This is a genomic window from Pseudomonas sp. NPDC079367 (genome assembly GCF_044542195.1).
Classification (GTDB): Bacteria; Pseudomonadota; Gammaproteobacteria; order Pseudomonadales; family Pseudomonadaceae; genus Aquipseudomonas.
The window spans coordinates 63,497-89,476 of sequence record NZ_JBITTW010000017.1 but is presented as its reverse complement, the minus strand read 5'-3'; the positions used below and the strand labels follow the sequence as shown (position 1 = coordinate 89,476).

The window sequence follows — 25,980 nt, the reverse complement described above, 5'->3', positions numbered from 1 at the left end:
CTCAGGCTTCGGCTTGGGCTTTGATCAGACGGTCGTAGGCATCCTGATCGAGCAGTTTGCCGACAGCGGCGGCGTCGCTTGGCTGGAAGCGGAAGAACCAGCCTTCGCCCAGCGGATCTTCGTTGACCAGCTCCGGAGCGTCTTGCAGCGCCGGGTTGACTTCCAGCACGTCGCCATCGAGCGGCATGTACACGCCGCTGGCGGCTTTCACCGATTCCACGGTGGCGGCTTCAGCGCCTTTTTCGTAAGCCTGCAGCTCAGGCAGTTGCACGAACACCACGTCGCCCAGGGCGTTCTGCGCGAAAGCGGTGATGCCAACAGTGACACTGCCGTCGGCTTCGGTGCGCAGCCATTCGTGATCTTCAGTAAAACGCAACTCGCTCATGGAAACTCCTCAGGGGGCCAGACTCGTCCGGTGGACGCGGTGGAAAGCTTGGGGGCGGGAAGCCCTTTATAGATGAAGAGTCAGGTAGCAAGAATGCGGCCAAGGTTGATTTATCTATATAAATCAATAACTTGATGGATTTTGTAATTTTCAGGCTTGTGTGCGGTGTAGCGAAATCGCTACAGCTTGGGGCGGGGAAAAAAGCTGAGCGGGATCAAAGCGTTGCACAGCGCTGGTCATAGGCGGGTGTAGCGATATCGTTCCGCTGTAGCGCTTTCGGTACAGTGGAGGTCGCTTTTGAACAAATTTCAAACCCCTGTGGGAGCGGGCTTGCTCGCGAAGGCGTCAGATCAGTCGACATTAGTGTCGAACGATCGACCGCATTCGCGAGCAAGCCCGCTCCCACATGTTTGTCCGCGTTCGGCTTACGGTTTATTGGGAATGCCGTATTTGCGCAATCGATGGGCGATGGCGGTGTGTGAGGTTTGCAAGCGGCTCGCCAGTTGCCGGGTCGAGGGGTAGCTGACGTAGAGCTTTTCCAGCAGTTCTCTTTCGAACGATTCAACCGCCTGTTCGAGGCTTTCAACGTCGGAGTCGGCCTGCCGAGCCACCGAGGTGCCGGCGATGTCGAGGTCACCGATATCGACCAGGCTGCTCTCGCAAATCGCCGCGGCACGGAAAATCACGTTCTGCAATTGCCGCACATTGCCCGGCCAGCGATTGCCGAGCAGCGCCGGATACGTCCCCGGAGCCAGGCGACAGACCGGGCGCTGGATCTGTGCACAGGCCTGCTGCATGAAATACCGCGCCAGCAGCAGAATGTCCTGACCACGTTCACGCAGCGGTGGCGCTTCGACGTTTAGCACGTTGAGGCGGTAGAACAGGTCTTCGCGGAACAGGCCTTCGCTGACCATTTTCTCCAGATCGCGATGGGTCGCGCTGAGGATGCGCACGTTGACCTTTACTTCGCGATCACCGCCCACACGGCGGAAGCTGCCGTCGTTGAGAAAACGCAGCAATTTAGCCTGCAAGTACGGTGACATCTCGCCGATCTCATCGAGAAAGACCGTGCCTTGGTTGGCCAGCTCCATCAGCCCCGGTTTACCGCCGCGCGCCGCGCCAGTGAAGGCACCAGGGGCGTAGCCAAACAGTTCGCTTTCGGCAAGGTTTTCCGGCAGTGCCGCGCAGTTGAGTGCGAGAAACGGAGCGCTGTGCCGCGCACTGATGGCGTGGCAGGCGCGAGCCACCAGTTCTTTGCCGGTGCCGGTCTCGCCTTGGATCAACAACGGCGCATCAAGGGCCGCGACCCGTTGCGCACGGGCCTTGAGTGTGCGAATCGCCGGGGACTCGCCGAGCAGGGCGTCGAAGCCTTCGGCGTGATCATGATGCAGTGCCGATAGCTGTTCGCCGATGCGGTTCGGTTGATAGAGAGTCAGCAGGGCGCCGGCGTCGGTGATCGGCGTGGCGTCGAGTAACAGGGTCTGGCCGTTGACGGTGATCTCGCGCAGCGGCAGGCGAAAGCCCTGTTCGAGCAAGGTGTCGAGCAGTGCCGGATCGTTGAACAATTGCGCGACACTTTCCCCGGCCGGTTCGCGACCGTACAAGGCAATCAGCGCCGGGTTGGCCAGCAGCACCTTGCCGGCGCTGTCGAGGGCCAGCACCGGGTCGGTCATCGCCGCGAGCAACGCATCGAGCTGCAAGTGCCGACGCTGGCCAGGCAGGATATCGACCACGGTCACCGCTTCCACGCCAAGTACGCGAAACAGCGCATCTTTGAGTTCTTCGAGCACTTGCGGGCTGAGGGTCGGCGCGTCGATGTAGACGTTCGGCGGGATCATCTCCACCGCATCCAGATTGAGATTGCGCCCACCGAGGATAGCCAGGACTTCCTGGGTGATGCCGACGCGGTCGATGAAGCTGACGTGGATACGCATGGGGCGGTTCAGTGATCTGCAGTGCGGAGGGGGGCAAGTATGCCTTGGGGCGGGCTAATGATGAAATCTGCGGCGACTTTCGTCACAACACAATGCTCTGTGGGAGCGGGCTTGCTCGCGAAGGCGGTGTGTCAGTCGATATTTTCGTTACTGATACACCGACTTCGCGAGCAAGCCCGCTCCCACAGGAGGTTGTGGTGGACTCGGGTTATTCGAAATGCTCGGGATTGACCGGATCCCCGGAGTGCATATTCAACTTCTGCCGAATGTCTTCAAACATCAGGTCGTAGTGCTTGTGCACCGAGCCGATCTGGCTGTGGGTCTTGGGAATTCCGTATTTCTCGGCAATGCGCGTGACATCGCGGGCGAAGTTGTAGGCCTCTTCCTTGGGCAGGAAAAACGTCTCCTTCATGTCCTTGCCCTGCATGCTGCCGTGCAGGATGAACTGAATCCCCTTGCCTTTCTGCGGGTCGGTGAACACTTCATAGTCGAGGCTGACGTTGTAATTGACGTCATCATCGGTCAACGCGTGCCGCTCGATGTGCAGATGACCGGGTTCGAACTGGGCCATTGAGCTACTCCTTTCAAGGCATGGGAGCGAAGCAGGCCTTGAGCCTGCTCCGGTGTTTATTGTTATCGGTAGCTGATCCCCGGCTTCGCCGTGCTGACCCGCGTACCGGCGGTGCCCTGAACGATGGCTTCGATATCGGCCAGCGAACCGATCACCGCAACCTTGCCAGTATGGCGCGCGAATTCGCAGGCTGCCTGCACCTTCGGCCCCATGGAGCCGGCGGCGAAACCGAGGCGTTCGAGTTCGTCCGGGTGCGCTTGGGCGATGGCTTTCTGGGTTGGTTTGCCATAGTCGATAAAAGCCGCGTTGACGTCTGTGGCGATCACCAGCAGGTCGGCTTCCAGTTGCTCGGCGAGCAGCGAGGAGCACAGATCCTTGTCGATCACCGCCTCAATCCCTTTGAGATTGCGGTTCTCGTCGTACATGGTCGGAATCCCGCCACCCCCGGCGCAGATCACGATGCTGCCCTTGTCGAGCAGCCACTTGATCGGGCGGATTTCGAAGATGCGTTTCGGCCGCGGACTGGCGACCACACGACGGTATTTGTCGCCGTCCGGGGCAATTGCCCAGCCTTTCTCGGCAGCGAGTTTTCCTGCTTCGGCCTTGTCGTAAACCGGGCCGATCGGCTTGGTCGGGTTCTTGAACGCCGGGTCGTTGGCGTCGACTTCGACCTGGGTCAGCAAGGTGGCGAACGGCACTTCGAAGTCGAGCAGGTTGCCCAGTTCCTGTTCGATGATGTAGCCGATCATGCCTTCGGTTTCGGCGCCGAGCACGTCCAGCGGGTACGGGGTGACGGACGTGTAGGCTGCCGCTTGCAATGACAGCAGGCCGACTTGCGGGCCATTGCCGTGGGCGATGACCAGTTGGTTGCCGGGATGGATCTTGGCGATTTGCTCGGTGGCGATGCGGATGTTGGCGCGCTGGTTGTCAGCGGTCATCGGCTCACCACGGCGGAGCAGGGCGTTACCGCCCAGGGCTACGACGATACGCATGGTGCATGTCCTTTTCGTATTGATCGTTCCCACGTTCTGCGTGGGAATGCCGCCACGGACGCTCTGCGTGCGCTGTGACGCAGAGCGTCACGGGATGCATTCCCACGCGGAGCGTGGGAACGATCATCTTCAGCCAGTTAGAGATCAGCCAGGGTCGAGACCAGAATCGCCTTGATCGTGTGCATGCGGTTTTCCGCTTGCTCGAAGGCGATGCAGGCCGGCGACTCGAACACGTCGTCGGTCACTTCGATGCCGTTTTTCAGGTGCGGATACTGCTCGGCAATCTGCTTGCCGACTTTGGTATCGCTGTTGTGGAAGGCCGGCAGGCAATGCATGAACTTGGTGCGCGGGTTGCCGGTGGCTTTCATCAGCTCGGCGTTGACCTGATACGGCAGCAGTTGCTGAATGCGCTCGGCCCAGGCCTCGACCGGTTCGCCCATCGATACCCAGACGTCGGTGTGAATGAAGTCAACGCCTTTGACCGCTTCTTTCGGATCTTCGGTGAGGGTGATGCGCGCACCGCTTTCCTCGCCGTACTGTTTGCAGCGCGCCACCAGATCGTCGAGCGGCCACAGCGCTTTCGGCGCGCAAATGCGCACGTCCATGCCCAGTTTGGCGCCGATCAGCAGCAGCGAGTTACCCATGTTGTTGCGCGCGTCGCCCAGGTAGGCGTAGCTGATTTCGTGGATCGGCTTGTCGGCGTGTTCACGCATGGTCAGCACGTCGGCGATCATTTGGGTCGGGTGATATTCATCGGTCAGGCCGTTGAACACCGGCACGCCGGCAAACTTGGCCAGTTCCTCGACGATTTCCTGTTTGAAACCACGGTACTCGATCGCGTCGTACATGCGCCCGAGCACGCGGGCGGTGTCCTTCATGCTTTCCTTGTGGCCGATCTGCGAAGAGTTCGGGTCGATGTAGGTGACGTTGGCGCCTTGGTCATAGGCCGCGACTTCGAACGCGCAACGGGTGCGGGTCGAGGTTTTTTCGAAGATCAGGGCGATGTTGTTGCCCTTCAGATGTTGTTGCTCGGTGCCGGTGTATTTCGCGCGTTTCAGATCGCGGGACAGGTCGAGCAGGTAACGCAGCTCACGGGGGGTGTGGTGTTCCAGGCTGAGCAGATTACGGTTGTGAATGTTAAACGCCATGATGATTCTCCTTGGATTCGGTAATCGGCCCGGCCGCTACGGGATAAGTGCGGCCGGGGAGACGGTCGTTTAGTAATCGATCGGGTCGCGGATGATCGGGCAGGTCATGCAGTGGCCGCCGCCACGGCCGCGACCGAGTTCGCCGGCGCTGATGGTGATGACCTCCACGCCAGCCTTGCGCAGCAGGGTGTTGGTGTAAGTGTTGCGGTCGTAACCGATAACCACGCCGGGCTCCATCGCCACCACGTTGTTGCCGTCGTCCCATTGCTCGCGTTCGGCGGCGAAGCTGTTGCCGCCGGTTTCCACCACGCGCAGTTTCGGCAGGTTGAGCGACGCTGCGACGGTGTCGAGGAAACTGCCTTCCTCGCGGCGGATGTCGATGCCGCCCTGTTTGCTTTCGTCAGGGCGCAGGGTGAAGGCGACGATCTGGTTGACCACTTCCGGGAAGATCGTCACCAGGTCGCGATCGCAGAAGCTGAACACCGTGTCCAGGTGCATCGCTGCGCGGGATTTCGGCAGGCCGGCGACGATGACTTTTTCCACCGCCTTGTTCTTGAACAGGTTCAGCGCCAGTTGGCCGATGGCCTGACGCGATGAGCGTTCGCCCATACCGATCAGCACTACGCCGTTGCCAATCGGCATGACGTCGCCGCCCTCGAGCGTGGAGTTGCCGTGATCCTTGTCCGGGTCGCCGTACCAGATCTCGAATTCGGCGTTGGTGAATTGCGGATGGAATTTATAGATGGCGGTGGTCAGCAGGGTTTCCTGACGGCGCGCCGGCCAGTACATCGGGTTCAACGTCACGCCACCGTAGATCCAGCAAGTGGTGTCGCGGGTGAACTGGGTGTTGGGCAGCGGCGGCAGGATGAAGCTGGAGTGGCCGAGGAAGTCGCGGAACATCTGGATGGTCTTGCCACCGAAGCTGTCCGGCAAATCATCGGCCGAGACGCCGCCAATCAGGAATTCGGCGATGTGTCGTGGCTCGAGGCTTTTCAGCCAGGATTTCACTTCACTGATCAGGCCCAGGCCCACTGAATCGGCCGTCACCTTGCGTTCAAGGATCCAGTCCAGCGCTTCGGGAATGGCGACGATGTCGGTCAGCAGGTTGTGCATTTCCACCACGTCGATGCCGCGCTCGCGCATCTTGGTGACGAAATCGAAGTGGTCGCGCTTGGCCTGCGCCACCCACAGCACGTCGTCGAACAGCAGTTCATCGCAGTTGTTCGGGGTCAGCCGCTGATGGGCCAGACCTGGGGAGCAAACCATGACTTTACGCAGTTTCCCGGCTTCGGAATGGACGCCGTACTTCACTTTTTCCGTGGTCATTTCTGTGTTCCTCCAGATGACAATCAATCAGGGGTTACAGCGTCAGGAAGCCATCGTAGAGACCGTAGGCCGCCACCACGGCGCCTATGACCACTGCGGCGAAAATCAGCTTCTCGACGTTGGTGAAAACCGGTTGTTTGAGTTCCAGCTTGGCCTTGGCGAACAGGATCGCGCCGGGCGCATAGAGCAGGGCCGACAGCAGCAGGTACTTGACCCCGCCGGCGTACAACAACCACACCGCATAGATCAGGGCGATACCGCCGATGATCAGATCCTTGCGTCGCTCGGCGGCAAACCCTTGGTAGCTCTCGCCGCGTACCGCCAGCAGCAGCGCATAGGCCGCCGACCACAGGTACGGCACCAGAATCATCGACGTGGCGAGGTAGATCAGCGACAGGTAAGTGCTGGCCGAAAACAGCGTGATGATCAGGAACACCTGCACCATTGCGTTGGTCAGCCACAGGGCGTTGACCGGCACGTGGTTGGCGTTTTCCTTGCGCAGAAACTCCGGCATGGTGTGGTCTTTGGCGGCGGCGAACATGATCTCCGCACACAGCAGCACCCATGACAGCAACGCCCCCAGCAGCGAGATGATCAGGCCGACGCTGATCAACACCGCGCCCCAGTGACCGACCACGTGTTCAAGCACGGCGGCCATCGACGGGTTCTGCAGTTTCGCCAGTTCCGGCTGGGTCATGATGCCCAGCGACAGCACGTTGACCAGCACCAGAAACAGCAGCACGGTGATGAAACCGATCACGGTGGCCTTGCCGACGTCCGAGCGTTTCTCGGCACGGGCGGAGAAAATGCTCGCGCCTTCGATGCCGATGAACACCCAGACGGTGACCAGCATCATGTTGCGCACCTGATTCATGACACTGCCCAGATCGGGGTTTTTCACGCCCCAAATGTCGGCAGTGAAGATGTCCAGTCTGAATGCGAAGATGGCGATCAGCACGAACAGCACCAGTGGCACGACCTTGGCGACGGTGGTCACCAGGTTGATGAACGCCGCTTCCTTGATCCCGCGCAGCACCAGGAAATGCACGCCCCACAGCAGCAGCGACGCGCCGATCACTGCCGCCGGCGTGTTGCCTTCGCCGAAGATCGGAAAGAAGTAGCCGAGGGTGCTGAACAGCAGAACGAAGTAGCCGACGTTGCCCAGCCAGGCGCTGATCCAGTAACCCCAGGCCGACGAGAAACCCATGTAGTCGCCGAATCCGGCCTTGGCGTAGGCGTAGACACCGCCGTCCAGATCAGGCTTGCGATTGGCGAGGGTCTGAAAGACGAAAGCGAGGGTGAGCATGCCGACGGCGGTGATGGCCCAGCCGATCAGCACGGCACCGACGTCGGCGCTGGCAGCCATGTTTTGTGGCAACGAAAATATCCCGCCGCCAATCATTGAACCGACTACCAGTGCAACCAGTGCACCGAGTCTTAGTTTTCCGGGCGCTTCAGACATTTGCATGACTCCATTGCAGGAAAGGAGAGCTCACAGCCTAATACTGTTGTCTGTTCGAATAGCTGACTTGGATCAGTGCATGGCCACATTCCATTGTTAATGAATGACTTATCCACCCGTTGCGGGCATAACGCTGTTGTCTGAAAGGCCCGAGACAGAGCCGTTTTGGTAACGTGATTGGGAATAGCTATTAATGCTTTCGAACTATGACGCTAGTTGCTTTTGCGCGTTTGGCAAATGTCCGTCATCTGTTTTCAGTACAGAATTGAATTATCAGGATCAGCGCACAAAACCGACTTAACGTGCTACGCGTTATCGTCATCAGCTATATATAAGTGTGCGCACCTCGGCATTACCTGATAAACGTCATCTACTCTTAGCTTTTTAGTCAGCTGTTGTTACAAATAAACAACAGCGGCTCTTCAAGGAGATCTGCATGTCGCAACCGACGCAAAAGCTGCGCCTTGGTGCGTTGATCGCGCTGGTGGTGGGATCGATGATCGGCGGGGGAATTTTTTCGCTGCCGCAGAACATGGCCGCGCGCGCCGACGCCGGGGCGATCCTGATCGGTTGGGGCATCACCGCGGTCGGCATGCTGACGCTGGCGTTCGTCTTTCAGACCCTGGCCAATCGCAAACCGGAACTGGACTCGGGCGTCTATGCCTACGCCAAGGCCGGATTCGGCGATTACATGGGTTTCTCGTCGGCGTGGGGTTACTGGATCAGCGCCTGGCTGGGCAACGTCGGCTATTTCGTCTTGCTGTTCAGCACCCTCGGCTATTTCTTTCCGGTGTTCGGCCAGGGCAACACGCCGATCGCCATCGGCTGCGCCTCGGTGCTGTTGTGGGCAGTGCATTTTCTGGTGATGCGCGGGATCAAGGAGGCGGCGCTGATCAACCAGGTGACGACCGTGGCCAAGGTCGTGCCGCTGATCATGTTCATCGTCATCGCGGCCGTGGCGTTCAAGGCTGACGTCTTCACCCGCGACATCTGGGGCCGCAGCAACCCGAACTTCGGCGGGGTAATGGACCAGGTGCGCAATATGATGCTGGTCACCGTGTTCGTGTTCATCGGCATCGAAGGCGCCAGCGTCTACTCGGCCCGCGCGGAGAAACGCAGCGACGTCGGCCGCGCCACGGTCATCGGTTTTATCGGCGTGCTGGCGCTGCTGGTGCTGGTCAATGTGCTGTCGCTGGGGATCATGAGCCAGCCGGAACTGGCCAACCTGCAGAACCCTTCACTGGCAGCGGTGCTTGAGCACATCGTCGGGCCGTGGGGCGCGTTGCTGATCAGCATCGGGTTGGCAATTTCCTTGTTGGGCGCGTTGTTGTCCTGGGCCTTGCTGTGCGCGGAAATTCTTTTCGCCACGGCCAAGGACAAGACCATGCCGGCGTTTCTCAAGAAGGAAAACAAGAACCATGTGCCGGTCAACGCGCTGTGGCTGACCAACGCGATGATCCAGATTTTCCTGCTGATCACGCTGTTCTCGGCGGGCACTTACACCAGCCTGATCTATCTGGCTTCGTCGATGATTCTGGTGCCGTACCTGTGGTCGGCGGCCTACGCAGTGCTGCTCAGCGGGCGCGGCGAAACTTACGAACACGCCTCGGCCGAGCGCACCAAGGATTTGCTGATAGGCGGTATCGCATTGGTTTACGCGGTGTGGTTGTTGTATGCCGGGGGAGTGAAATATCTGCTGCTGTCGGCGCTGCTGTATGCGCCGGGGGTGATTCTGTTTGCCAAGGCCAAACATGAACAGGGCCAGCCGGTTTTTACCACAGTGGAAAAAGGGATTTTTGCCTGCGTGGTGATTGGGGCGGGGCTGGCGGCTTATGGGTTGTATAGCGGGGTTTTGAGTCTGTGATCGGAGTGTTGCTTTGGCTGCTCCGGCCCCTTCGCGAGCAAGCCCGCTCCCACAGGACTACGCTAATCCATGTGGGAGCGGGCTTGCTCGCGAAGGCGGCCTCAAAATCACCACTGCGCTTGATGTGACCCCAAGTCGGCGGCCGGCCAATTCCATTGCACCGCCGTCCCGCTGATCTGCACCGGCACGCGCAACCTCCGCGCCGGGCCCCACGCGGTCTGTTCAATCGCCGGATCCTGATCCAGCGCGTCTTCGGCCCGCAACGGATCAAGCATCCCCGGCCCATGCTCGATCAACAGTTTCGCCGTACGCGCCAGCGACAACCGCGCCGAACCCCCGCGACCGTTGGCCAATCGCGCCGTCAGCAATCTGAGCGCACTCGCCGCCATCAGATAACCGGTCGCATGGTCCAGCGCCTGCACCGGCAGTGGCGTCGGTTTATCGCTGTGCGTGCAACGCTGTCCGGCCTCGGCGATGCCGCTGCTCATTTGCACCAGACTGTCGAAGCCTCGGCGATTCCGCCAGGGGCCGCTCCAGCCGTAGGCATTGAGGCAGACGTCGATCAGCCCCGGTGCCAGTTGCCGACGGCGTTCAACACCAAACCCGAGATGTTCCAGCGCATCGGCGCGATAACCGTGCAGGAGAATGTCGGCATCTTTTAATAAGCCCTCAAACACTGCGCGATCCGCTGGCACTTGCAGATCCAGCCGCGCGCAGCGTTTGCCGACGGTCATTTCCGGGACCACACCGGGTTCATTCCAGCTCGGCGGATCGAGGCGCAGCACGTTGGCGCCGAGGCCAGCGAGAAAACGACTGGCGGTGGGGCCGGCGAGGACGCGGGTCAGGTCGAGCACCTTGATCCCGGCCAGGGGGCGAGCGATCGAGCCTTGCCATACGACGCGTTTTTCGTCGGTCTGCTCAATGAAATCCACCAACGGTTCGGCATTCACCGCCAGCCCCTGCGGATGCTGCTGCCACTGCGGCCAACTGCGCATCTCGGCGGCGCAGCCCTTGGCGTCGACCACCGCCTGCTCGAGATCTGCGCTCGCCCACTGGGCGACTTTCGCCGCCATTGCGGCGCGGTCGGCGCAGGCGCCGAGCACGCGTTCAGCGGCGGCGCGGTGATGCGGGGCGTTGGTGTGCAGACGGATCCAGCCATCCCGGCTCGCATAGTCGCCGGCGATCGCATCCCACAGCGGCGGAACCTGCCAGCCGATCGGGCGAAGCGAGGTGGAGAACCAGAACGAGGCCAGACGGCGGTCGACCGCAACGGCCGACAATTGCCCGGTTTGCTGATGAAGCAATTCGCCGACTGCTTGACCGGCAGCCGCAATGCTGGCGCAGGCCAGATCGGTGACGGCGAACGCCGAGGGCAGGGCGCCACGGCCATTGAAGGCGATTGGCGTGGTCGGCAAGCCGAGTGCGGCTTGCAGGGAGGTGAGCAAATCAGTCATCGAAAACCCTCCGGAGCGAGAGGGCGATGATAGTGCAAAAGACACCCGCAAGATCGTTCCCACGCTCTGCGTGGGAATGCCTCAAGGGACGCTCCGCGTTCCGGCTTTCGCTTGGGACGCAGAGCGTCCCGGGCTGCATTCCCACGCAGAGCGTGGGAACGATCAGAGGGGAACTACACGCGAAACTGATCCATCAATTTCATCTGCTGGCTCGCCAGGCTGTTGAGCTGGCTGCTGATCGCGGCCGATTCCGTCGCTTGTTCAGTCAGGGTCTCGGTCACGGTGCGAATCGCCGAGACGTTGCGGTTGACCTCTTCGGCCACCGCGCTCTGCTCTTCGGCGGCGCTGGCGATCTGCAGGTTCATGTCGCTGATCACCGTCACCGCGTCGCTGATCCTGCCCAGCGCATCGACGGCGTGACGAATCTGCCCGGCGTTGTTGTGCGCCTGGGTCTGGCTCGAGTGCATGGTCGCGACCACGCCGCGCGTGCCGGTCTGGATGCGTTCGATGACGATGCGGATTTCTTCCACTGAATCCTGCGTGCGCTTGGCAAGGTTGCGCACTTCGTCGGCGACCACGGCAAAGCCGCGACCGCTCTCGCCGGCGCGGGCGGCTTCGATGGCGGCGTTGAGGGCCAGCAGGTTGGTCTGTTCGGCGATGCTGCGAATCACTTCCAGCACCGAACCGATCTGCTCGCTGTTGACCGCCAGCGCTTCGACCTCGGTCACTGCTTTGCTGACTTCATCGGCCAGCTGATTGATGTCGCGAGTGCTGCGCTCGATGATCGCCATGCCGTCCTTCGCTGACTGATCAGCACCCTTGGCGGCGTTGGCCGCGTTCGAAGCACTGTTGGCGACGTCGTGGGCGGTGGCGCTCATTTCGTTGGAGGCCGTGGCGACCTGATCGATTTCGCGGAACTGCACCTGCATGCCTTCGCTGGTCTGGCGGGCAATTTCCGACGACTGATCGGCCGTGCCGCGCGCCTCGGTGATGCTCTGTTTGATCTGTGCGATGGTCGGCTGCAGCTTGTCGAGGAAGCGGTTGAACCAGTTCACCAGTTCGCCCAGTTCGTCTTTCTTGCTGTAGTTCAGGCGCTGGGTCAGATCGCCTTCGCCGCTGGCGATGTTTTTCAGCATGTCGGCGACGCTGTTGATCGGACGCGTGACGCCGGAGGCGGTGAGCCAGATCAGCAGCAGGCCGACCAGGCCAGCCACGCCAGCCACCAGCAGGGCGGTGATCACGCCGGTCTGTTGGGCATCGTCGAGCACCGCTTGCAGCTTCACCGAATCGGCCAGCAGCACGTGCTCGGGCAGGTCGATGACCACGCCCCAGGCGCGCGAATTGCCGATCGGATCGACCGGGTAAACCGCACGAATCAAATCGCCCTGTTCAAGAATTTTCGCTGTGCCGCTGCCCACCAGTTGCAACACATCCTTGCCGTCGGCGCCGAGGGTGTCGCTGATTTTTTTGCCGACCCGCGTTGCGTCAGCACTGTCGGCCGCCAGCACCCCGCTGCCGGAAACGATCAGCATGTGCCCTGCGTTGTTGAACAGGCTGCGTTGCGAGTCGACCGCGGCGGCTTGCAGGGCGTCGAGGGCGATGTCGACACCGACCACGCCTATCGCCTTGCCGTCGACCATCACGGGCACGGAAATGGTCGTCATGAGCATTTCCTTGTCACCGACGGTATCGGCATACGGATCGAGCAGGCAGGTGCGCTTGTTGTCGCGAGGGCAGGTGTACCAACTGTTGTAGGGGGTGCCGCTGACGCTGAGGGTGGTCTTGGTCAGGTCGTCTTCGACCATGATCGTATTCAGCGCGGCGCCGCCGGCGCGGCTCCAGTAGGTGGCGAAGCGCCCTGCTTCGTTGGACTGGCGCGCGGTGTCATCGACGAATTCGTTGTCCTTGCCGTCAAGGCCGTCGGGTTCGAAGGCCAGCCAGATGCCCAGCACTTTATCGTTGCGTTCGAAGGCGGTTTTCAGGTGCTGGTTCAACTCTTCGCGGACTGCGCCGGCTTCGAGCGAACGCTTGGCCGCCATCGTCCGCAGGTCCTTGATCTGGTCGGCGAGGGCGGTGACCACCAACAGGCTTTCGCCAAAGGTTTTCTGCACCCGCACCGCTTGTTCGGCGGCTTTGGCCTGCAGCAGGTTTTGCACGCTGGCGGTGAGCAGCTGGTTGCTGGATTGACTGACCAGTACGTCGTTCTGGTTGGTCTGGTAAATGTTCATGCTGACAATAAGCGCCACCACTCCGAGCAGGCACAGGCCGGAGAGCAGGACGATTTTCAGGCGAATGGAGAGAGAGTCGAACATCGGGCGTCTCGTAAATGGATAAGAAAAGTGACTGTCGGGCAAATGAACTACCCGGTTCGCCAAATCCATTCAGCGCCATGTCTGCTCATCGGCGCGCAACGAGACGGCATGAGGCCGCTGCCGACGAACGGTCAGTGCTAAACGTTTGCGCAGGGGATTGTGCTGAAAAGGCGATTAATTACAGGGATGTTTCAGTGTGCCGCGGGAAGGTTCTCCGGGCGTGACCAGATCCACAGATTGCCCAGCGCCATGCCGGCAATCGCCAGATAGATCGGCCAGCCGTGGTCGAGCAGCACCAGCATCAATGTTGCGCACAGCAGCATGCTGACGGTGGCGCTGACCTTGGCCTTGCGCGCGATGATTCTGCCGTTGCGCCAGTTGCCCAAGATCGGCCCGAACAGGCGATGGTTTTCCAGCCAGGCACTCAGGCGCGGCGAACTGCGAGTCGCCGCCCACGCGGCAAGAAGGATGAACTCGGTGGTCGGCAGACCGGGCACGACGATGGCGATCAGGCCAATGCCGAGGCTGACGTAGGCGAGCAGGCCGAACAGAAGGCGGGCAAGTTTTGAGGGGGCGGGTGCGGGCATGGCTCAGCGGCGGCTTCCGAAGCGGAACGGGGATCTTACAGACTTACGCAGACTCCTGTAGGAGCTGCCGAAGGCTGCGATCTTTTGATGTTGCTTGTGAAGATCAAAAGATCGCAGCCTTCGGCAGCTCCTACACCGGTTATGCGTAGCTCTCAGGCAGGTTCGGCTTCTGTGGCGTAAGCCTGCTCCAGCAGCACGGTAAAGCGATTGAACGCATCGAGCGCACCTTGTTCGGCTTCGGCTTCTTCTTCAGCGGTAAATTGCAGTGCATCGAGGGTGCGCACAAAGCTTTTCCAGCCTTCGGCTCGGCCACCTGCAGGTTCGCCGAGATGACGCGCGCCGAAGCTTTCGCTCAGCTCCAGCGCCACCGCACGTTTGATCAGAAACGCCGCGCCGAGCTTGGAGCCCTCTGAGACGAACAGCCAGCCCAGCGCGCGCGCCTTGCTCGGGTTCTTCACGGCGCCGGCCGCCGGCGCCGGGATTTCGGTGTCAAGGTCGGCAAGGTCAGCCTTGGCCGCTTCGGCGCGGCAACGGTCCGGCAGGTCAGGAATGATCGCGGTCAGTTCGGCATCGTTGTACAGCTCGACCAGTTCCGCCTGGAACAGGTACTGCGCAACGACAAAACGGGCGAAGCTGGCGCGGGTTTCGAAGGGCGCGTGGGCTTTGACCAGCGCATCGAGCTTGCTGTGCGGCTCATGAGTGATCTGGTTCAGGCGTTGCGAACGCAGGGCTTTTTCCGAGGCAGTCATGGGGGTGTCCTTGATAAATGAGGCGCTTGATAACAAGACGTTCGGGCGAGTGCCAGACAGTAAAAAAACCTCACTGCGCGGCGATAAGCGCAGTGAGGTCGTACGGATCAGATGTCCCAGATCAGGTTGATCGCGAAGTTGCGTCCCGGTTGGGTCAGTCGATCAAGGTTGGCCGGTTGCGTCACCGAAGCTTCGCCGACGCTGTCGTAACCGCGCACGTCATCCCACAGCCAGTATTTCTTGTCGCTCAGGTTGTAGATGCCGCCGCTGACGGTGACGTCGTCGCTGACTTTGTAATAGCCGGCCAGGTCGAGAACGCCGAAGCCCGGGCTCTTGAACTGGCTGCTGACGCCGTCCGGGGACTTGAAGTTGCTGTCGTCGACGCGGTCCTTTTTCTTCACCACTGTCCAGCTCAGCAGGCCGCCGTAGTTGTCCTGGTCGTAACCGAGGCCGAACACGCCGGTCAGCGGGTTGACGCTGTTGATCGGCTCGCCGGTGTCATTGTTGCGCCCGTAGGCGTAGGCGATCGAGCCCTGGGTGTACAGGCCTTGCGGCGCGCCGAACGCATCCAGGTTCAAGCGTCCTTTGACTTCCGCGCCCTTGATGGTGGCGCGCTTGATGTTGTTGCTCTGGAACTTCAACTGATCGTCGCCCGGCTTGACCGCGTCCTCATTGATGAAGTCGCGGTACTTGTTATAGAACACCGCGACGTCGAAGGAACCCTGCTCGAAGTTGCCACGCAGGCCGGTTTCGAAGCCTTTGCTTTTCTCCGGCTCAAGGCCGGAATTTGGCGCAACGGTGTAGCCGGTGACGCTGTTTTCGAAACGCCCGTAAAGCGCTTTGGCCGTGGGCGTACGGAAACCCTCGGCGTACTGGCCGTACCAGGTGTAATTCTCCGTCAGGGCATAGGTCAGGCCGAATTTCGGCGAGACTTTGTGCCAGGTCTTGTTCTTGTCGCTGACCGTACCTTTGCCGTCGGCGTTCACGGTGTTGAGGAATTGCTGGGTGATGTGCGGCTTGAGCTGGGTGTAGTCGTAGCGCAGGCCCGGCAGGAAGGTCCAGTCGTTCCAACTGATCTGGTCCTGAGCGAACAGGCTGTAAGTGTTGATGGTCGGATCGGGGAAATCGCTGGCCTTGGCCAATACATCGGCCGCACTGGTCGCGCCAATCGCCCTGCAGCCAGCACCGACCGCCAGGCATTTACCATCGCCGCTGCGTGAACCGGTGACTTTCTGCTGCTTGATGGTGGTGCCGTAGGTCAGCAGGTGATCGGTGTCACCGATGGCGAAAGCCTTGTCGAGTTGCGCGTCGAACACCCACTGTTTTTCTTCGTAGAGTGTGTCGCGAGTACGCAATACCTGACGGATGATCGGGTAGTAATACTCTTCTGTGCTCTGGTCGGTTTTGGCGATCTGGTGGTTGAGGCTCCACTTCACGTTGTCGACGAGCAGACTGTCGAGAGCGAACGCATGTTCGATGCCGAAGCGTTCGCGGGTGACGGTGTCGTTTCCGGTGCGCCACTGATACATGCCGCCGGGCAGCATGCTGGTCGGAATAGTCGGGCCGCCGTCGGCATACGGTCCGCCGTACGCGCTTTTCTGATCGGTGTCACGATCGTCCTTGTACTTTTCGTAGGTCAGGCCAAGGCGCGAATCGTCGTTGTAGTTCCAGCCGAGCTTGGCCAGGACGTTGGTCGCGCGCACATCTTCCGGGTTGGCGGCGGTACGTTCCAGACCGGTACCGTTGTTGCCGCCGAAGGATTCGGTTTCGTGACCGTCGCGCTGGCTGTAATGCAGCAAACCGTCGAACTCACCGCTGCGCCCGGCGACGGTGGCGGATTTCAGCCAGCTGTCATCGGCAGAGCTGTAACCACTTTTCAGACGTGCGCCGACGTCCTTGCCCGGCTTGATGATGTCGTCGGCGTCCAGCGTGTAATAGCTGACTGCGCCGCCAATGGCGTTGCTGCCGTACAGCACCGAAGCCGGGCCACGGAGGATTTCCACGCGTTTGACGATTTCCGGGTCGACGTAATTGCGCTGGCTCTTGGCGTACGGGCCGCTGAAGAAACCATTGGGGATTTCCACGCCATCAACCTGGGTCAGGATGCAGTCGCCGTCGATACCGCGAATGTTGTAGCCGCTGATGCCGCCGCGCTGACCGGCGCCGCCAACGGAAACACCCGGTTCATAGCGCACCAGATCCTTGATGGTGTTGACGTTGTTGCGGTCGAGTTCTTGGCGATCATGCACGCTGACCGTCGAAGGCACGCTGTTGACCGACTGCTCCTGGCGGGTGGCGCTGATGGTCACCTGATCCAGATTCAGCGTGCCGCTGCCGTTGCGTTTTTCCAGCACGACATTGTTGTTGCTCAGCTTGCGAAAGCTCAGGTTGGTCCCCACCAACAGGCGCTCGAGGGCTTTTTCCGGCGGCAGCGAACCACGCACGCCCGGCGACGAAACGTTCCGGCCCAATTCTGCCGGCAAGCCGACCTGCCAACCGGTCACAGCGGTGAAGGCATTCAGCGCGGAAACCAGCGGTTGCTGATTGATGGCGAACGCGTAATCGCCCATGTTGCGCGCCGGTTGCTCGGTGGCCGCCAGCAGCGGTGCGGTGCCGGCCATGAGGATGGCCGCCGTCAGTAGCGAGAGGACGCGGGAAGGGGAAGCGGTCTGGCGGGTAAGGCGTGAGGACATCGATAGCGCTCCGTGTCGCACGAATCTTTATAGGTGCTGATCGGCATGATTAGATGCGAATCAATTGCATTGGCTATAACGAGACGAACTGCCGTTGGCTATCGAGTAAAAATAATTCTCATTTAGTTCAGGATCACCAGCGCGGGGAATTCCTGCAGGCGCGCCGAGGTGATGTGGGCGAGGGAACGGACCACGTCGAGCGGCTGGTCGAGACGATAATTGCCGGTGACGGCGACGTCGGCCAGTTGCTCGTTGTTGTTGATGATCCAGCCCGGGTAGTAGCGGCGCAGCTCGGCCAGCACCTGATTCAGCGGGCAGTTCTCGAACACCAGGCGGCCCTCAACCCAGGCCAGATCGGCGTTGACGTCGAGCTTGGCCGGGCGATCAAAGCCGTTGGGGCCGATGCGGATGCTTTCCCCGGCGCGCAGGCGCACGCGGGCATCGTCGTGGGTAGCGCGCAGATCGACATCGCCGCGCTGCACGTTGACCTGCGCGACGCCGTCCAGATAACGCACGGCGAATGCGGTGTCATGAACGCTGGCGGTTACCGGGCCGGCGTCGATCTCCAAAGGTTGATTGCGCCCGCTGGCTATTTCGAAAAACGCTTCGCCCTGAAACAACCGGGCCACGCGTTGCTGATCGTTGATGGTGCTGGAAAAAGCCGAATTGGTGTTGAGCAGAACCTTCGAGCCGTCTTCCAATTGCAGGCGCTGGCGTTCGCCGACCACGGTCAGATGATCGGCCTGCAGGCGCATCGGCAGGTTGCTGAAGCTGAACAGGCCGAGCACCAGCACCGCCGCCGTGGCCAGCGGTTTCCAGTGCGGGCGCAGGCGTTGGAGAAAGCTGACTCTCGCCGGTTTTGCCGCCAGGGCTTCGGCGCACAGCGCAACCTGCGGGCCGTCCCAGATGGCCTGAGCCTTGGCGAACGCTTCGGCATTCAACGGATCAGCCGCCAGCCAGGCATGAAATTGCCGAGTCTGTTCCTCGTCCGGGCTGCCGAGCACGATGAGCCAGTCCAGCGCCTGGTCCATTGCAGCTGCAGCGTCCCGCGCCGGATCAGGCGAAGGCGAGCGATGGGTGTCCGTCACGGTGTTTCCTCAGGGCTTCTGGCGAAGCAGTTTCCAGCTTCAGGCTGCCAGCTGCAAGCCGGATGCTTTGCTGCTTTTTGTTTTTACTTGCTTGCAGCTCAAAGCTTGCCGCTGCTGTTATGTCGTTCGGCAACGCCGATGCAGATCGACATGATCAGTTTCAATTCTTTCTGCACAGTGCTCAGTGAAACATGCAGTTCATCAGCGATTTCCTGATAGCTGTGCCCGTGCAGGCGGCTGAGGATGAAGATCTGCTGTTGGCGCGGGCTGAGTTGACTGAGGCTCACGTTCAGGCGCTCCAGCAGTTGTTCCGCGTGGGCGGCGTCTTCGGCGCTGCTGGCCGGCGCGGCGATGCTTTGCACCACCTCTTGCGGCACGTCATCGACCATGGTCCGCGCGTGAATCCTGCGCGCACGCAAATGGTCCAGCGCCAGATTGCGCGCGGTCTGGAAAACAAAGGGTTCAAGGTGATCAATGGTCCGCTCGCTCAACGCCCGGGTCACGCGCAGGTAGGTCTCCTGCAACAGGTCTTCAGCGGTGCTGTGATTGTTGACCATCCGTTCCAGCGTGCGCAGCAGGGAAGTGCGCTGGGCGAGGAAGACGTGGTTGAAGCGCAGTTGACTCACGGGAGAACCTGATCCATTTCGAGCGAATGATAATGCTTATCATCCAGCTGAATGGTCAAGTGCTGATTTGTCAGAGAACGGTAAGCTCAGGATCGAACCGGCCCCCTGTAGGAGCTGCCGCAGGCTGCGATCTTTTGCTCTTGTTTTTAGAAAGTCAAAAGCAAAGATCGCAGCCTTCGGCAGCTCCTACGGGGATGTGCCTCAAATCAAGGAGCGCCCGCTTATTCCGCGTTGCACAACGCCAGGCAGTTATCCAGCATGCGGTTGGAGAAGCCCCATTCGTTGTCGTACCAGGCCAGCACTTTGAGCAACTTGCCGCTGACTTTGGTGTGGTTGGCGTCGAAGATCGACGACAGCGGGTTGTGGTTGAAGTCGCTGGAAACCAGCGGCAACGTGTTGTAACCCAAAATTTTCGAATGCTGGCTCGCCGCTTTCAGCAGCGCGTTGACTTCGTCGGCGCTGGCTTCTTTCTTCAGTTGCACGGTGAGGTCGACCAGCGACACGTTGATCACCGGGACGCGCACAGCCATGCCGGTCAGTTTACCGGCCAGTTCCGGCAGTACCAGGCCTACCGCCTCGGCCGCGCCGGTCTTGCTCGGGATCATGTTCTGCGTGGCGGAACGGGCGCGATACGGGTCGCTGTGATAAACGTCGGTGAGATTCTGGTCGTTGGTGTAGGCGTGGATGGTGGTCATCAGACCGCTTTCGATGCCCAGCTCGCGGTGCAGCACTTGCGCGACCGGCGCCAGGCAGTTGGTGGTGCACGATGCATTGGAAATGATCTGGTGCGACTGGCGCAGGATGTCGTGGTTGACACCATAAACCACAGTGGCATCGGCGCCTTTGGCCGGTGCTGAAATGATCACCTTGCGCGCGCCGGCGCTGATATGCGCGGCGGCTTTGGCACGGTCGGTGAACAGACCGGTGCATTCGAACACCACGTCGATTTTTTCTGCGGCCCATGGCAGGTCGGCCGGGTTGCGAATGGCGCTGACCGCGATGCGGTCGCCATTGACCGTCAGGCTTTCATTATCGTGCGCTACTTCGGCGTCGAAAGTGCCATGGACGGTGTCGTATTTGAGCAGGTGGGCATTGATCGAACTGTCACCCAGATCGTTGATCGCGACGATCTGCAGGTCTTGACGATAGCCTTGGGTATACAGTGCGCGCAGGACATTACGGCCGATGCGGCCAAAACCATTGATTGCGATTCGAAGAGTCATGGAACAGCGCCGCCGTCGTTTTGTTGTTGGAATTACAAGATTATTCGCATAAAAATAGAAAACAAGCCTTTTTAGTGGCAATATTTTGTTTTATCTACAACGAGTGACCTGAATCAACTGGTCCGAATGGTCAAAAAAACCGTCTGTCATTCCAACCACAACGGCGTTTGATCAGCATAGACAATCAGGTCGCCACATCCGTTAGCCTGGAGTTCTACACATGCATCCCCGCGTTCTTGAGGTCACCGAACGGCTTATCGCCCGCAGCCGCGCCACGCGTCAGGCTTACCTTGCACTGATTCGCGGCGCCGCCAGCGACGGGCCGATGCGCGGCAAGCTGCAATGCGCCAACTTCGCCCATGGCGTGGCCGGTTGCGGCAGCGAAGACAAGCACAGCCTGCGGATGATGAACTCGGCGAACATCGCCATTGTGTCTTCGTATAACGACATGCTTTCGGCGCACCAGCCGTACGAAGTGTTCCCCCAACAGATCAAGAACGCCCTGCGCGAGATCGGCTCGGTCGGCCAGTTCGCTGGTGGCACCCCGGCGATGTGCGACGGCGTGACCCAGGGCGAGCCGGGCATGGAACTGAGCCTGCCGAGCCGCGAAGTGATTGCCATGTCGACTGCGGTGGCGCTGTCGCACAATATGTTCGACGGTGCGCTGATGCTCGGCATCTGCGACAAGATCGTGCCGGGGCTGATGATGGGCTCGTTGCGCTTCGGTCATCTGCCGACCATTTTCGTCCCGGGCGGGCCGATGGTTTCGGGGATTTCCAACAAGGAAAAAGCCGACGTCCGCCAGAAATACGCCGAAGGCAAGGCAACCCGCGAAGAGTTGCTGGAATCGGAGATGAAGTCCTACCACAGCCCGGGCACCTGCACCTTCTACGGCACCGCCAACACCAACCAGTTGCTGATGGAAGTCATGGGCCTGCACTTGCCGGGCGCCTCTTTCGTCAACCCGAACACGCCGCTGCGCGACGCCCTGACCCGCGAAGCCGCGCATCAGGTCACGCGCCTGACCAAGCAGAATGGCAACTTCATGCCGATCGGCGAAATCGTCGACGAGAAGGCGCTGGTCAACTCCATCGTTGCCCTGCACGCCACCGGCGGCTCGACCAACCACACCCTGCACATGCCGGCCATCGCCATGGCGGCGGGCATTCAGCTGACCTGGCAGGACATGGCCGACCTCTCCGAAGTCGTGCCGACCCTGAGCCACGTCTACCCGAACGGCAAAGCCGACATCAACCACTTCCAGGCCGCAGGCGGCATGTCGTTCCTGATCCGCGAACTGCTCGGCGCCGGCCTGCTGCATGAAGACGTCAACACCGTGCTCGGCCACGGTTTGAGCAAATACACCAAAGAACCGTTCCTTGATAACGGTGAGCTGGTCTGGCGCGAAGGCCCGACCGACAGCCTCGACGAAAACATTCTGCGTCCGGTGTCCCGTGCGTTTTCGCAAGAGGGCGGCTTGCGGGTGATGGAAGGCAACCTCGGTCGCGGCGTAATGAAAGTTTCGGCGGTGGCACTGGAAAACCAGATCGTCGAAGCACCGGCGATGGTGTTCCAGGATCAGCAGGATCTGGCCGATGCGTTCAAGGCCGGTCTGCTGGAAAAGGATTTCGTCGCGGTGATGCGCTTCCAGGGCCCGCGCTCCAACGGCATGCCCGAGCTGCACAAGATGACGCCGTTCCTCGGCGTGCTGCAGGATCGCGGCTTCAAAGTGGCGCTGGTGACTGACGGGCGCATGTCCGGCGCGTCGGGGAAAATCCCGGCGGCGATTCACGTCAGCCCCGAAGCTTATGTCGGTGGTGCTTTGGCGCGAGTGCAAGAGGGCGATATCATCCGCGTCGATGGCGTCAAAGGCACCTTGGAACTGAAGGTCGACGCCGCCGAATTTGCAGCACGCGAACCTGCCAAGGGCCTGTTGGGCAACAACATCGGCAGCGGTCGCGAACTGTTCGGCTTCATGCGCATGGCCTTCAGCTCGGCGGAGCAGGGCGCCAGCGCCTTCACTTCTGCCCTGGAGACGCTTAATTGAAACTGGCTTTGGTCGGTGACATCGGAGGCACCAACGCGCGATTCGCGTTGTGGCAAAACCAGCAACTGCAATCGGTTCAGGTGCTGGCCACGGCCGACTTTGCCAGCCCGGAAGAGGCAATCGCCTTGTATCTGAGCGGGCTGGGTCTGGCGCCGGGTTCGATCGGTTCGGTGTGCCTGTCGGTGGCAGGCCCCGTGAGCGGCGATGAATTCAAATTCACCAACAATCACTGGCGGCTCAGTCGCAGCGCGTTCTGCAAGACCTTGCAGGTCGAGCAGTTGTTGCTGACCAACGACTTCTCGGCGATGGCGCTGGGCATGACCCGTTTGCAGCCGGGCGAATTCCGCGTGGTCTGCGAAGGCACGCCGGAGGCGTTGCGCCCGGCGGTGGTGATCGGCCCGGGCACCGGCCTGGGGGTTGGCACCCTGCTCGACCTCGGCGAAGGTCGCTTCGCGGCATTGCCGGGCGAGGGCGGCCACGTCGACCTGCCGCTGAGCAGCCCGCGCGAAACGCAGCTGTGGCAACACATCTACAACGAGATCGGCCATGTCAGCGCGGAAACTGCGTTGAGCGGCGGCGGCCTGCCTCGGCTGTACCGGGCGATCTGTGCGGTGGATGGCCATGAGCCGACGCTTGAAACGCCGGAAGCGATCACCGCAGCAGGCCTTGCCGGTGACCCGATTGCCCTGGAGGTGCTCGAGCAGTTCTGCTGCTGGCTCGGCCGCGTTGCCGGCAACAACGTGCTCACCACCGGCGCGCGCGGCGGGGTGTTTATTGTCGGCGGGGTGATTCCACGCTTCGCCGATTTTTTCCTCGAAAGCGGCTTTGCCCGCTGTTTCGCCGACAAGGGCTGCATGAGCGATTACTTCAAAGGCATCCCGGTGTGGCTGGTGACGGCGCCGTACTCCGGCCTAATGGGCGCGGGTGTGGCTCTGGATCAGGCAATCCGGGCCTGAAATACGGTCTGAATTGTGGGAGCGGGCTTGCTCGCGAAAGCGGTGCGTCAGAGACATTCAAGGTGCCTGACACACCGCGTTCGCGAGCAAGCCCGCTCCCACAGTGGTTTTGTGGTGTTTGTAAAATCAGCGCTTAAGGCATAATCCGCCCCAACTCCAACAACAAGGATGCCTTCGAAGTGAGCTCAGTCAACAAGTCGATATTGTTGGTCGATGACGACCAGGAAATACGCGAGTTGCTGGAAACCTACCTGACCCGCGCCGGGTTTCAGGTGCGGGCCACCGCCGATGGCGCCGGTTTTCGTCAGGCGCTCAACGAGGCGCCGAGCGATCTGGTGATTCTCGACGTCATGCTGCCCGACGAAGACGGCTTCAGCCTGTGCCGCTGGGTGCGCCAACATCCGCGTCAGGCGCAGGTGCCGATCATCATGCTGACCGCCAGCTCCGACGAGGCCGACCGGGTGATCGGTCTGGAGCTCGGTGCTGACGATTACCTTGGCAAACCGTTCAGCCCGCGTGAACTGCAAGCGCGGATCAAGGCCCTGCTGCGCCGCGCACAGTTCGCACACGAACGCAGCGGCAGCGAAGTGCTGGTCTTCGACGACTGGCGTCTGGACACGGTCAGTCATCGGCTGTTCCACACCGACGGCGAGGAAGTGATCCTCTCCGGTGCCGATTTCGCCCTGCTGAAATTGTTTCTCGACCACCCGCAGCAAATCCTCGACCGGGACACCATCGGCAACGCCACCCGTGGCCGCGATCTGATGCCGCTTGATCGCATCGTCGACATGGCCGTCAGCCGTTTGCGCCAGCGCCTGCGCGACACCGAAAAACCGCCACGGCTGATTCGTACCGTGCGTGGCAGCGGTTATCAGTTGGCAGCCAATGTGGTTGCCGGCAATGCTCACTGAGTCGCTGCGCAAGTTCGTCAGGCGCATTCCGGTACCGCGTTCCCTGCTCGGGCGGATGTTACTGCTGACCCTGTTGGCGGTGCTGTTCGCGCAGACGCTGTCGAGCGTGATCTGGGTCTCGCAACTGCGCGCGACGCAGCTGGAAGGTCTGGTCACCAGCGCCCGCAGCCTGGCGCATTCGATGACCGCCAGCGTCAGCTATTTTCGCTCCCTGCCGGTGGCCTACCGGCCGCTGGTACTTGATCAATTGCGCAGCATGGGCGGCACCCGATTTGTCGTGACACTGAATGACAAACCGCTGGGCATGGACGTGCTGCCGGTGACGCCGCGTAAAGCAGCGGTGATGCAAGCGGTGGATGAAGTGCTGCGCCAGACCCTCGGCCATGACACGGATATTTCGGTGACCTTCGTCAGCCCCGAAGACCTGCGGATTTTCAACGCCGGGCTGAAACTTGATGAATTGCCGCGCTCGTGGGCGCATTACGCGCTGACGCTCGAGCCGGTCAATCCGCCGGTACTGGTGACGCAGATTCAAATGGCACCGGGGGAATGGCTGTACATCGCCTCGCTGCTGCCGGAGCCCTACACCAGTCTGGAAGAGCAAGGCCTGCCAGCGCAGCAGGTGTGGTTTATCGTCCTGACCAGCGGCTTTCTGTTGTTGTTCATCGGTTTGCTGGTGCACTGGCAGAGCCGGCCGCTCAAGCGTCTGGCGCGAGCAGCGCGGGATCTGTCGCTGGGCGCCGACGTTGAACCCGTCGCCGAGGGTGGCGGTAGTGAAGTGGTCGAAGTGGGCCGTGCGTTCAACACCATGCGCGAACGCATCAGCCGTTACCTGACCGAGCGCAGCCAGTTGTTCAGCGCGATTTCCCATGACCTGCGCACGCCGATCACGCGCTTGCGCTTGCGCGTCGAACTGCTCGAAGACGAAACGCTGCAAGCCAAGTTCGGCCGTGATCTGGATGAGCTGGAGCTGCTGGTCAAAGGCGCGCTGCAATGCGTGAAAGACACAGACATCCACGAGAACATCGAGCCGGTGGATCTCAACCATGTGCTCAATTGCCTGGTCGAGCCGTATCTGGCGCCAAACGGCAATGGCCGCGTCACTCAGCATGGCCGCGCGCTGTCGGCGTATCCGGGCAAACCACTGGCGCTCAAGCGCTGCATCGGCAATCTGATCGACAACGCCTTGAAGTATGGACAGAACGCGCACCTGCACATCGATGACGATGACAGCGCGTTTGTTTTGCATGTCGACGATGAGGGGCCGGGCGTGCCGCAGCAACGGTTGGAGCAAGTGTTCGAACCGCACTTCCGCCTGGCGGGGCAGCAGCAGGGCTATGGGTTGGGCCTTGGCATTGCGCGCAATATTGCCCATAGCCATGGCGGCGAAGTGACGTTGCAGAACCTGCGTGAGGGTGGGTTGCGGGTGACCCTGCAGTTGCCGCGCAGCGCTGATTAGTTAGATCGCGGTATCGTTCTTCGCGAGCAAGCCCGCTCCCACATTCGCCCGCACTCCGCCTGATGGAATGCAATCGAGTGTGGGAGCGGGCTTGCTCGCGAAGGCGTCAGATGCATCAATACAAATGTCACGGGTCAGTGACAAACCCCGTCCCCTTCGTTACAAGCCCACCCCGGCCTGTTGTTTAGACTGC

Annotated in this window: 19 protein-coding genes and 2 pseudogenes; 5 read left to right on the top strand and 16 right to left on the bottom strand. The window is 60.9% G+C overall.

All coding sequences use genetic code 11. The features are described 5' to 3' along the window. Nucleotide 1: 1 nt before the first annotated feature. The 7 genes from gcvH to arcD (ACIGDJ_RS15690) form a co-directional block, all read right to left on the bottom strand. Nucleotides 2–385, bottom strand: coding sequence for a glycine cleavage system protein GcvH (gene gcvH / locus ACIGDJ_RS15720; protein ID WP_039758162.1), 384 nt, complete (start codon nt 383–385; stop codon nt 2–4). Nucleotides 386–810: 425 nt separating this feature from the next. Beyond that, nucleotides 811–2,319: a sigma-54-dependent transcriptional regulator gene (locus ACIGDJ_RS15715; RefSeq protein WP_397479172.1), complete on the bottom strand. Its 1,509-nt coding sequence runs from the start codon at nt 2,317–2,319 to the stop codon at nt 811–813. Between the two features lie 208 nt (nt 2,320–2,527). Further along, nucleotides 2,528–2,890: a DUF5064 family protein gene (locus ACIGDJ_RS15710; protein ID WP_101155773.1), complete on the bottom strand. Its 363-nt coding sequence runs from the start codon at nt 2,888–2,890 to the stop codon at nt 2,528–2,530. A gap of 62 nt (nt 2,891–2,952) precedes the next feature. Beyond that, nucleotides 2,953–3,882, bottom strand: a complete 930-nt coding sequence (arcC, locus tag ACIGDJ_RS15705; protein WP_101155775.1) for a carbamate kinase — start codon at nt 3,880–3,882, stop codon at nt 2,953–2,955. A gap of 137 nt (nt 3,883–4,019) precedes the next feature. Beyond that, on the bottom strand, nt 4,020–5,030 hold the full coding sequence (locus ACIGDJ_RS15700) for an ornithine carbamoyltransferase (protein WP_101155777.1): 1,011 nt from the start codon (nt 5,028–5,030) through the stop codon (nt 4,020–4,022). 69 nt (nt 5,031–5,099) lie between these two features. After that, nucleotides 5,100–6,356 carry an arginine deiminase gene (arcA, locus tag ACIGDJ_RS15695; RefSeq protein WP_397479171.1) on the bottom strand — a complete coding sequence of 419 codons (1,257 nt, stop codon included), beginning with the start codon at nt 6,354–6,356 and terminating at the stop codon, nt 5,100–5,102. A 34-nt stretch (nt 6,357–6,390) separates the two neighbouring features. Further along, the gene (gene arcD, locus ACIGDJ_RS15690; protein ID WP_397479170.1) at nt 6,391–7,818 is read right to left on the bottom strand and encodes an arginine-ornithine antiporter; all 1,428 of its coding nucleotides are present in this window, start codon (nt 7,816–7,818) and stop codon (nt 6,391–6,393) included. Nucleotides 7,819–8,254: 436 nt separating this feature from the next. On the opposite strand from arcD (ACIGDJ_RS15690), the gene arcD (ACIGDJ_RS15685) reads away from it, so the two are divergent. Further along, nucleotides 8,255–9,682, top strand: coding sequence for an arginine-ornithine antiporter (arcD, locus tag ACIGDJ_RS15685; protein ID WP_397479169.1), 1,428 nt, complete (start codon nt 8,255–8,257; stop codon nt 9,680–9,682). Between the two features lie 107 nt (nt 9,683–9,789). Here the strand turns inward: arcD (ACIGDJ_RS15685) and ACIGDJ_RS15680 are convergent, their stop codons facing one another. The 9 genes and pseudogenes from ACIGDJ_RS15680 to gap form a co-directional block, all read right to left on the bottom strand. Next, on the bottom strand, nt 9,790–11,136 hold the full coding sequence (locus ACIGDJ_RS15680) for a CoA transferase (protein WP_397479168.1): 1,347 nt from the start codon (nt 11,134–11,136) through the stop codon (nt 9,790–9,792). A 173-nt stretch (nt 11,137–11,309) separates the two neighbouring features. Further along, nucleotides 11,310–11,837 (bottom strand): annotated as a pseudogene (locus ACIGDJ_RS15675) (methyl-accepting chemotaxis protein); the annotation flags it as partial. A 378-nt stretch (nt 11,838–12,215) separates the two neighbouring features. Beyond that, nucleotides 12,216–13,175, bottom strand: a pseudogene (locus ACIGDJ_RS15670) (chemotaxis protein); the annotation flags it as partial. A 464-nt stretch (nt 13,176–13,639) separates the two neighbouring features. Continuing rightward, a complete protein-coding gene (locus ACIGDJ_RS15665) occupies nt 13,640–14,035 on the bottom strand; it encodes a YbaN family protein (RefSeq protein ID WP_101155789.1) in 396 nt (131 codons plus the stop codon). Nucleotides 14,036–14,187: 152 nt separating this feature from the next. Beyond that, nucleotides 14,188–14,784, bottom strand: a complete 597-nt coding sequence (locus tag ACIGDJ_RS15660; RefSeq protein WP_397479167.1) for a biliverdin-producing heme oxygenase — start codon at nt 14,782–14,784, stop codon at nt 14,188–14,190. A 107-nt stretch (nt 14,785–14,891) separates the two neighbouring features. Further along, the gene (locus tag ACIGDJ_RS15655; protein ID WP_397479166.1) at nt 14,892–17,477 is read right to left on the bottom strand and encodes a TonB-dependent receptor; all 2,586 of its coding nucleotides are present in this window, start codon (nt 17,475–17,477) and stop codon (nt 14,892–14,894) included. Between the two features lie 122 nt (nt 17,478–17,599). Then, on the bottom strand, nt 17,600–18,565 hold the full coding sequence (locus ACIGDJ_RS15650; protein ID WP_397479165.1) for a FecR family protein: 966 nt from the start codon (nt 18,563–18,565) through the stop codon (nt 17,600–17,602). A gap of 98 nt (nt 18,566–18,663) precedes the next feature. After that, nucleotides 18,664–19,191: an RNA polymerase sigma factor gene (locus ACIGDJ_RS15645; protein WP_101155799.1), complete on the bottom strand. Its 528-nt coding sequence runs from the start codon at nt 19,189–19,191 to the stop codon at nt 18,664–18,666. A gap of 221 nt (nt 19,192–19,412) precedes the next feature. Next, the gene (gene gap, locus ACIGDJ_RS15640; RefSeq protein WP_016773526.1) at nt 19,413–20,414 is read right to left on the bottom strand and encodes a type I glyceraldehyde-3-phosphate dehydrogenase; all 1,002 of its coding nucleotides are present in this window, start codon (nt 20,412–20,414) and stop codon (nt 19,413–19,415) included. A 220-nt stretch (nt 20,415–20,634) separates the two neighbouring features. Here gap and edd point away from each other — a divergent pair, with 220 nt between their 5' ends. The 4 genes from edd to ACIGDJ_RS15620 all read left to right on the top strand — a co-directional run bounded on the left by edd (nt 20,635) and on the right by ACIGDJ_RS15620 (nt 25,787). Next, nucleotides 20,635–22,461 carry a phosphogluconate dehydratase gene (edd, locus tag ACIGDJ_RS15635; protein WP_101155801.1) on the top strand — a complete coding sequence of 609 codons (1,827 nt, stop codon included), beginning with the start codon at nt 20,635–20,637 and terminating at the stop codon, nt 22,459–22,461. Next, nucleotides 22,458–23,417 (top strand): glucokinase, encoded by a 960-nt coding sequence (locus ACIGDJ_RS15630; RefSeq protein ID WP_101155803.1) that lies wholly within the window; start codon nt 22,458–22,460, stop codon nt 23,415–23,417. The genes edd and ACIGDJ_RS15630 overlap by 4 nt, the downstream gene beginning before the upstream one ends. 179 nt (nt 23,418–23,596) lie before the next feature. Next, nucleotides 23,597–24,328: a response regulator gene (locus ACIGDJ_RS15625; RefSeq protein WP_016773529.1), complete on the top strand. Its 732-nt coding sequence runs from the start codon at nt 23,597–23,599 to the stop codon at nt 24,326–24,328. Next, nucleotides 24,318–25,787 (top strand): ATP-binding protein, encoded by a 1,470-nt coding sequence (locus ACIGDJ_RS15620; RefSeq protein ID WP_397479163.1) that lies wholly within the window; start codon nt 24,318–24,320, stop codon nt 25,785–25,787. Before ACIGDJ_RS15625 ends, ACIGDJ_RS15620 begins: the two co-directional genes overlap by 11 nt. Nucleotides 25,788–25,980 lie beyond the last annotated feature (193 nt).

Coding starts and splice junctions, on each gene's coding strand:
- ACIGDJ_RS15620 (WP_397479163.1), top strand. CDS start 24,318: ATGCTCACTGAGTCGCTGCGCAAGTTCGTCAGGCGCATTCCGGTACCG.
- gap (WP_016773526.1), bottom strand. CDS start 20,414: ATGACTCTTCGAATCGCAATCAATGGTTTTGGCCGCATCGGCCGTAAT.
- ACIGDJ_RS15680 (WP_397479168.1), bottom strand. CDS start 11,136: ATGACTGATTTGCTCACCTCCCTGCAAGCCGCACTCGGCTTGCCGACC.
- arcD (WP_397479169.1), top strand. CDS start 8,255: ATGTCGCAACCGACGCAAAAGCTGCGCCTTGGTGCGTTGATCGCGCTG.
- ACIGDJ_RS15715 (WP_397479172.1), bottom strand. CDS start 2,319: ATGCGTATCCACGTCAGCTTCATCGACCGCGTCGGCATCACCCAGGAA.
- gcvH (WP_039758162.1), bottom strand. CDS start 385: ATGAGCGAGTTGCGTTTTACTGAAGATCACGAATGGCTGCGCACCGAA.
- ACIGDJ_RS15710 (WP_101155773.1), bottom strand. CDS start 2,890: ATGGCCCAGTTCGAACCCGGTCATCTGCACATCGAGCGGCACGCGTTG.
- ACIGDJ_RS15655 (WP_397479166.1), bottom strand. CDS start 17,477: ATGTCCTCACGCCTTACCCGCCAGACCGCTTCCCCTTCCCGCGTCCTC.
- arcA (WP_397479171.1), bottom strand. CDS start 6,356: ATGACCACGGAAAAAGTGAAGTACGGCGTCCATTCCGAAGCCGGGAAA.
- edd (WP_101155801.1), top strand. CDS start 20,635: ATGCATCCCCGCGTTCTTGAGGTCACCGAACGGCTTATCGCCCGCAGC.
- ACIGDJ_RS15660 (WP_397479167.1), bottom strand. CDS start 14,784: ATGACTGCCTCGGAAAAAGCCCTGCGTTCGCAACGCCTGAACCAGATC.
- arcD (WP_397479170.1), bottom strand. CDS start 7,818: ATGTCTGAAGCGCCCGGAAAACTAAGACTCGGTGCACTGGTTGCACTG.
- ACIGDJ_RS15665 (WP_101155789.1), bottom strand. CDS start 14,035: ATGCCCGCACCCGCCCCCTCAAAACTTGCCCGCCTTCTGTTCGGCCTG.
- ACIGDJ_RS15700 (WP_101155777.1), bottom strand. CDS start 5,030: ATGGCGTTTAACATTCACAACCGTAATCTGCTCAGCCTGGAACACCAC.
- arcC (WP_101155775.1), bottom strand. CDS start 3,882: ATGCGTATCGTCGTAGCCCTGGGCGGTAACGCCCTGCTCCGCCGTGGT.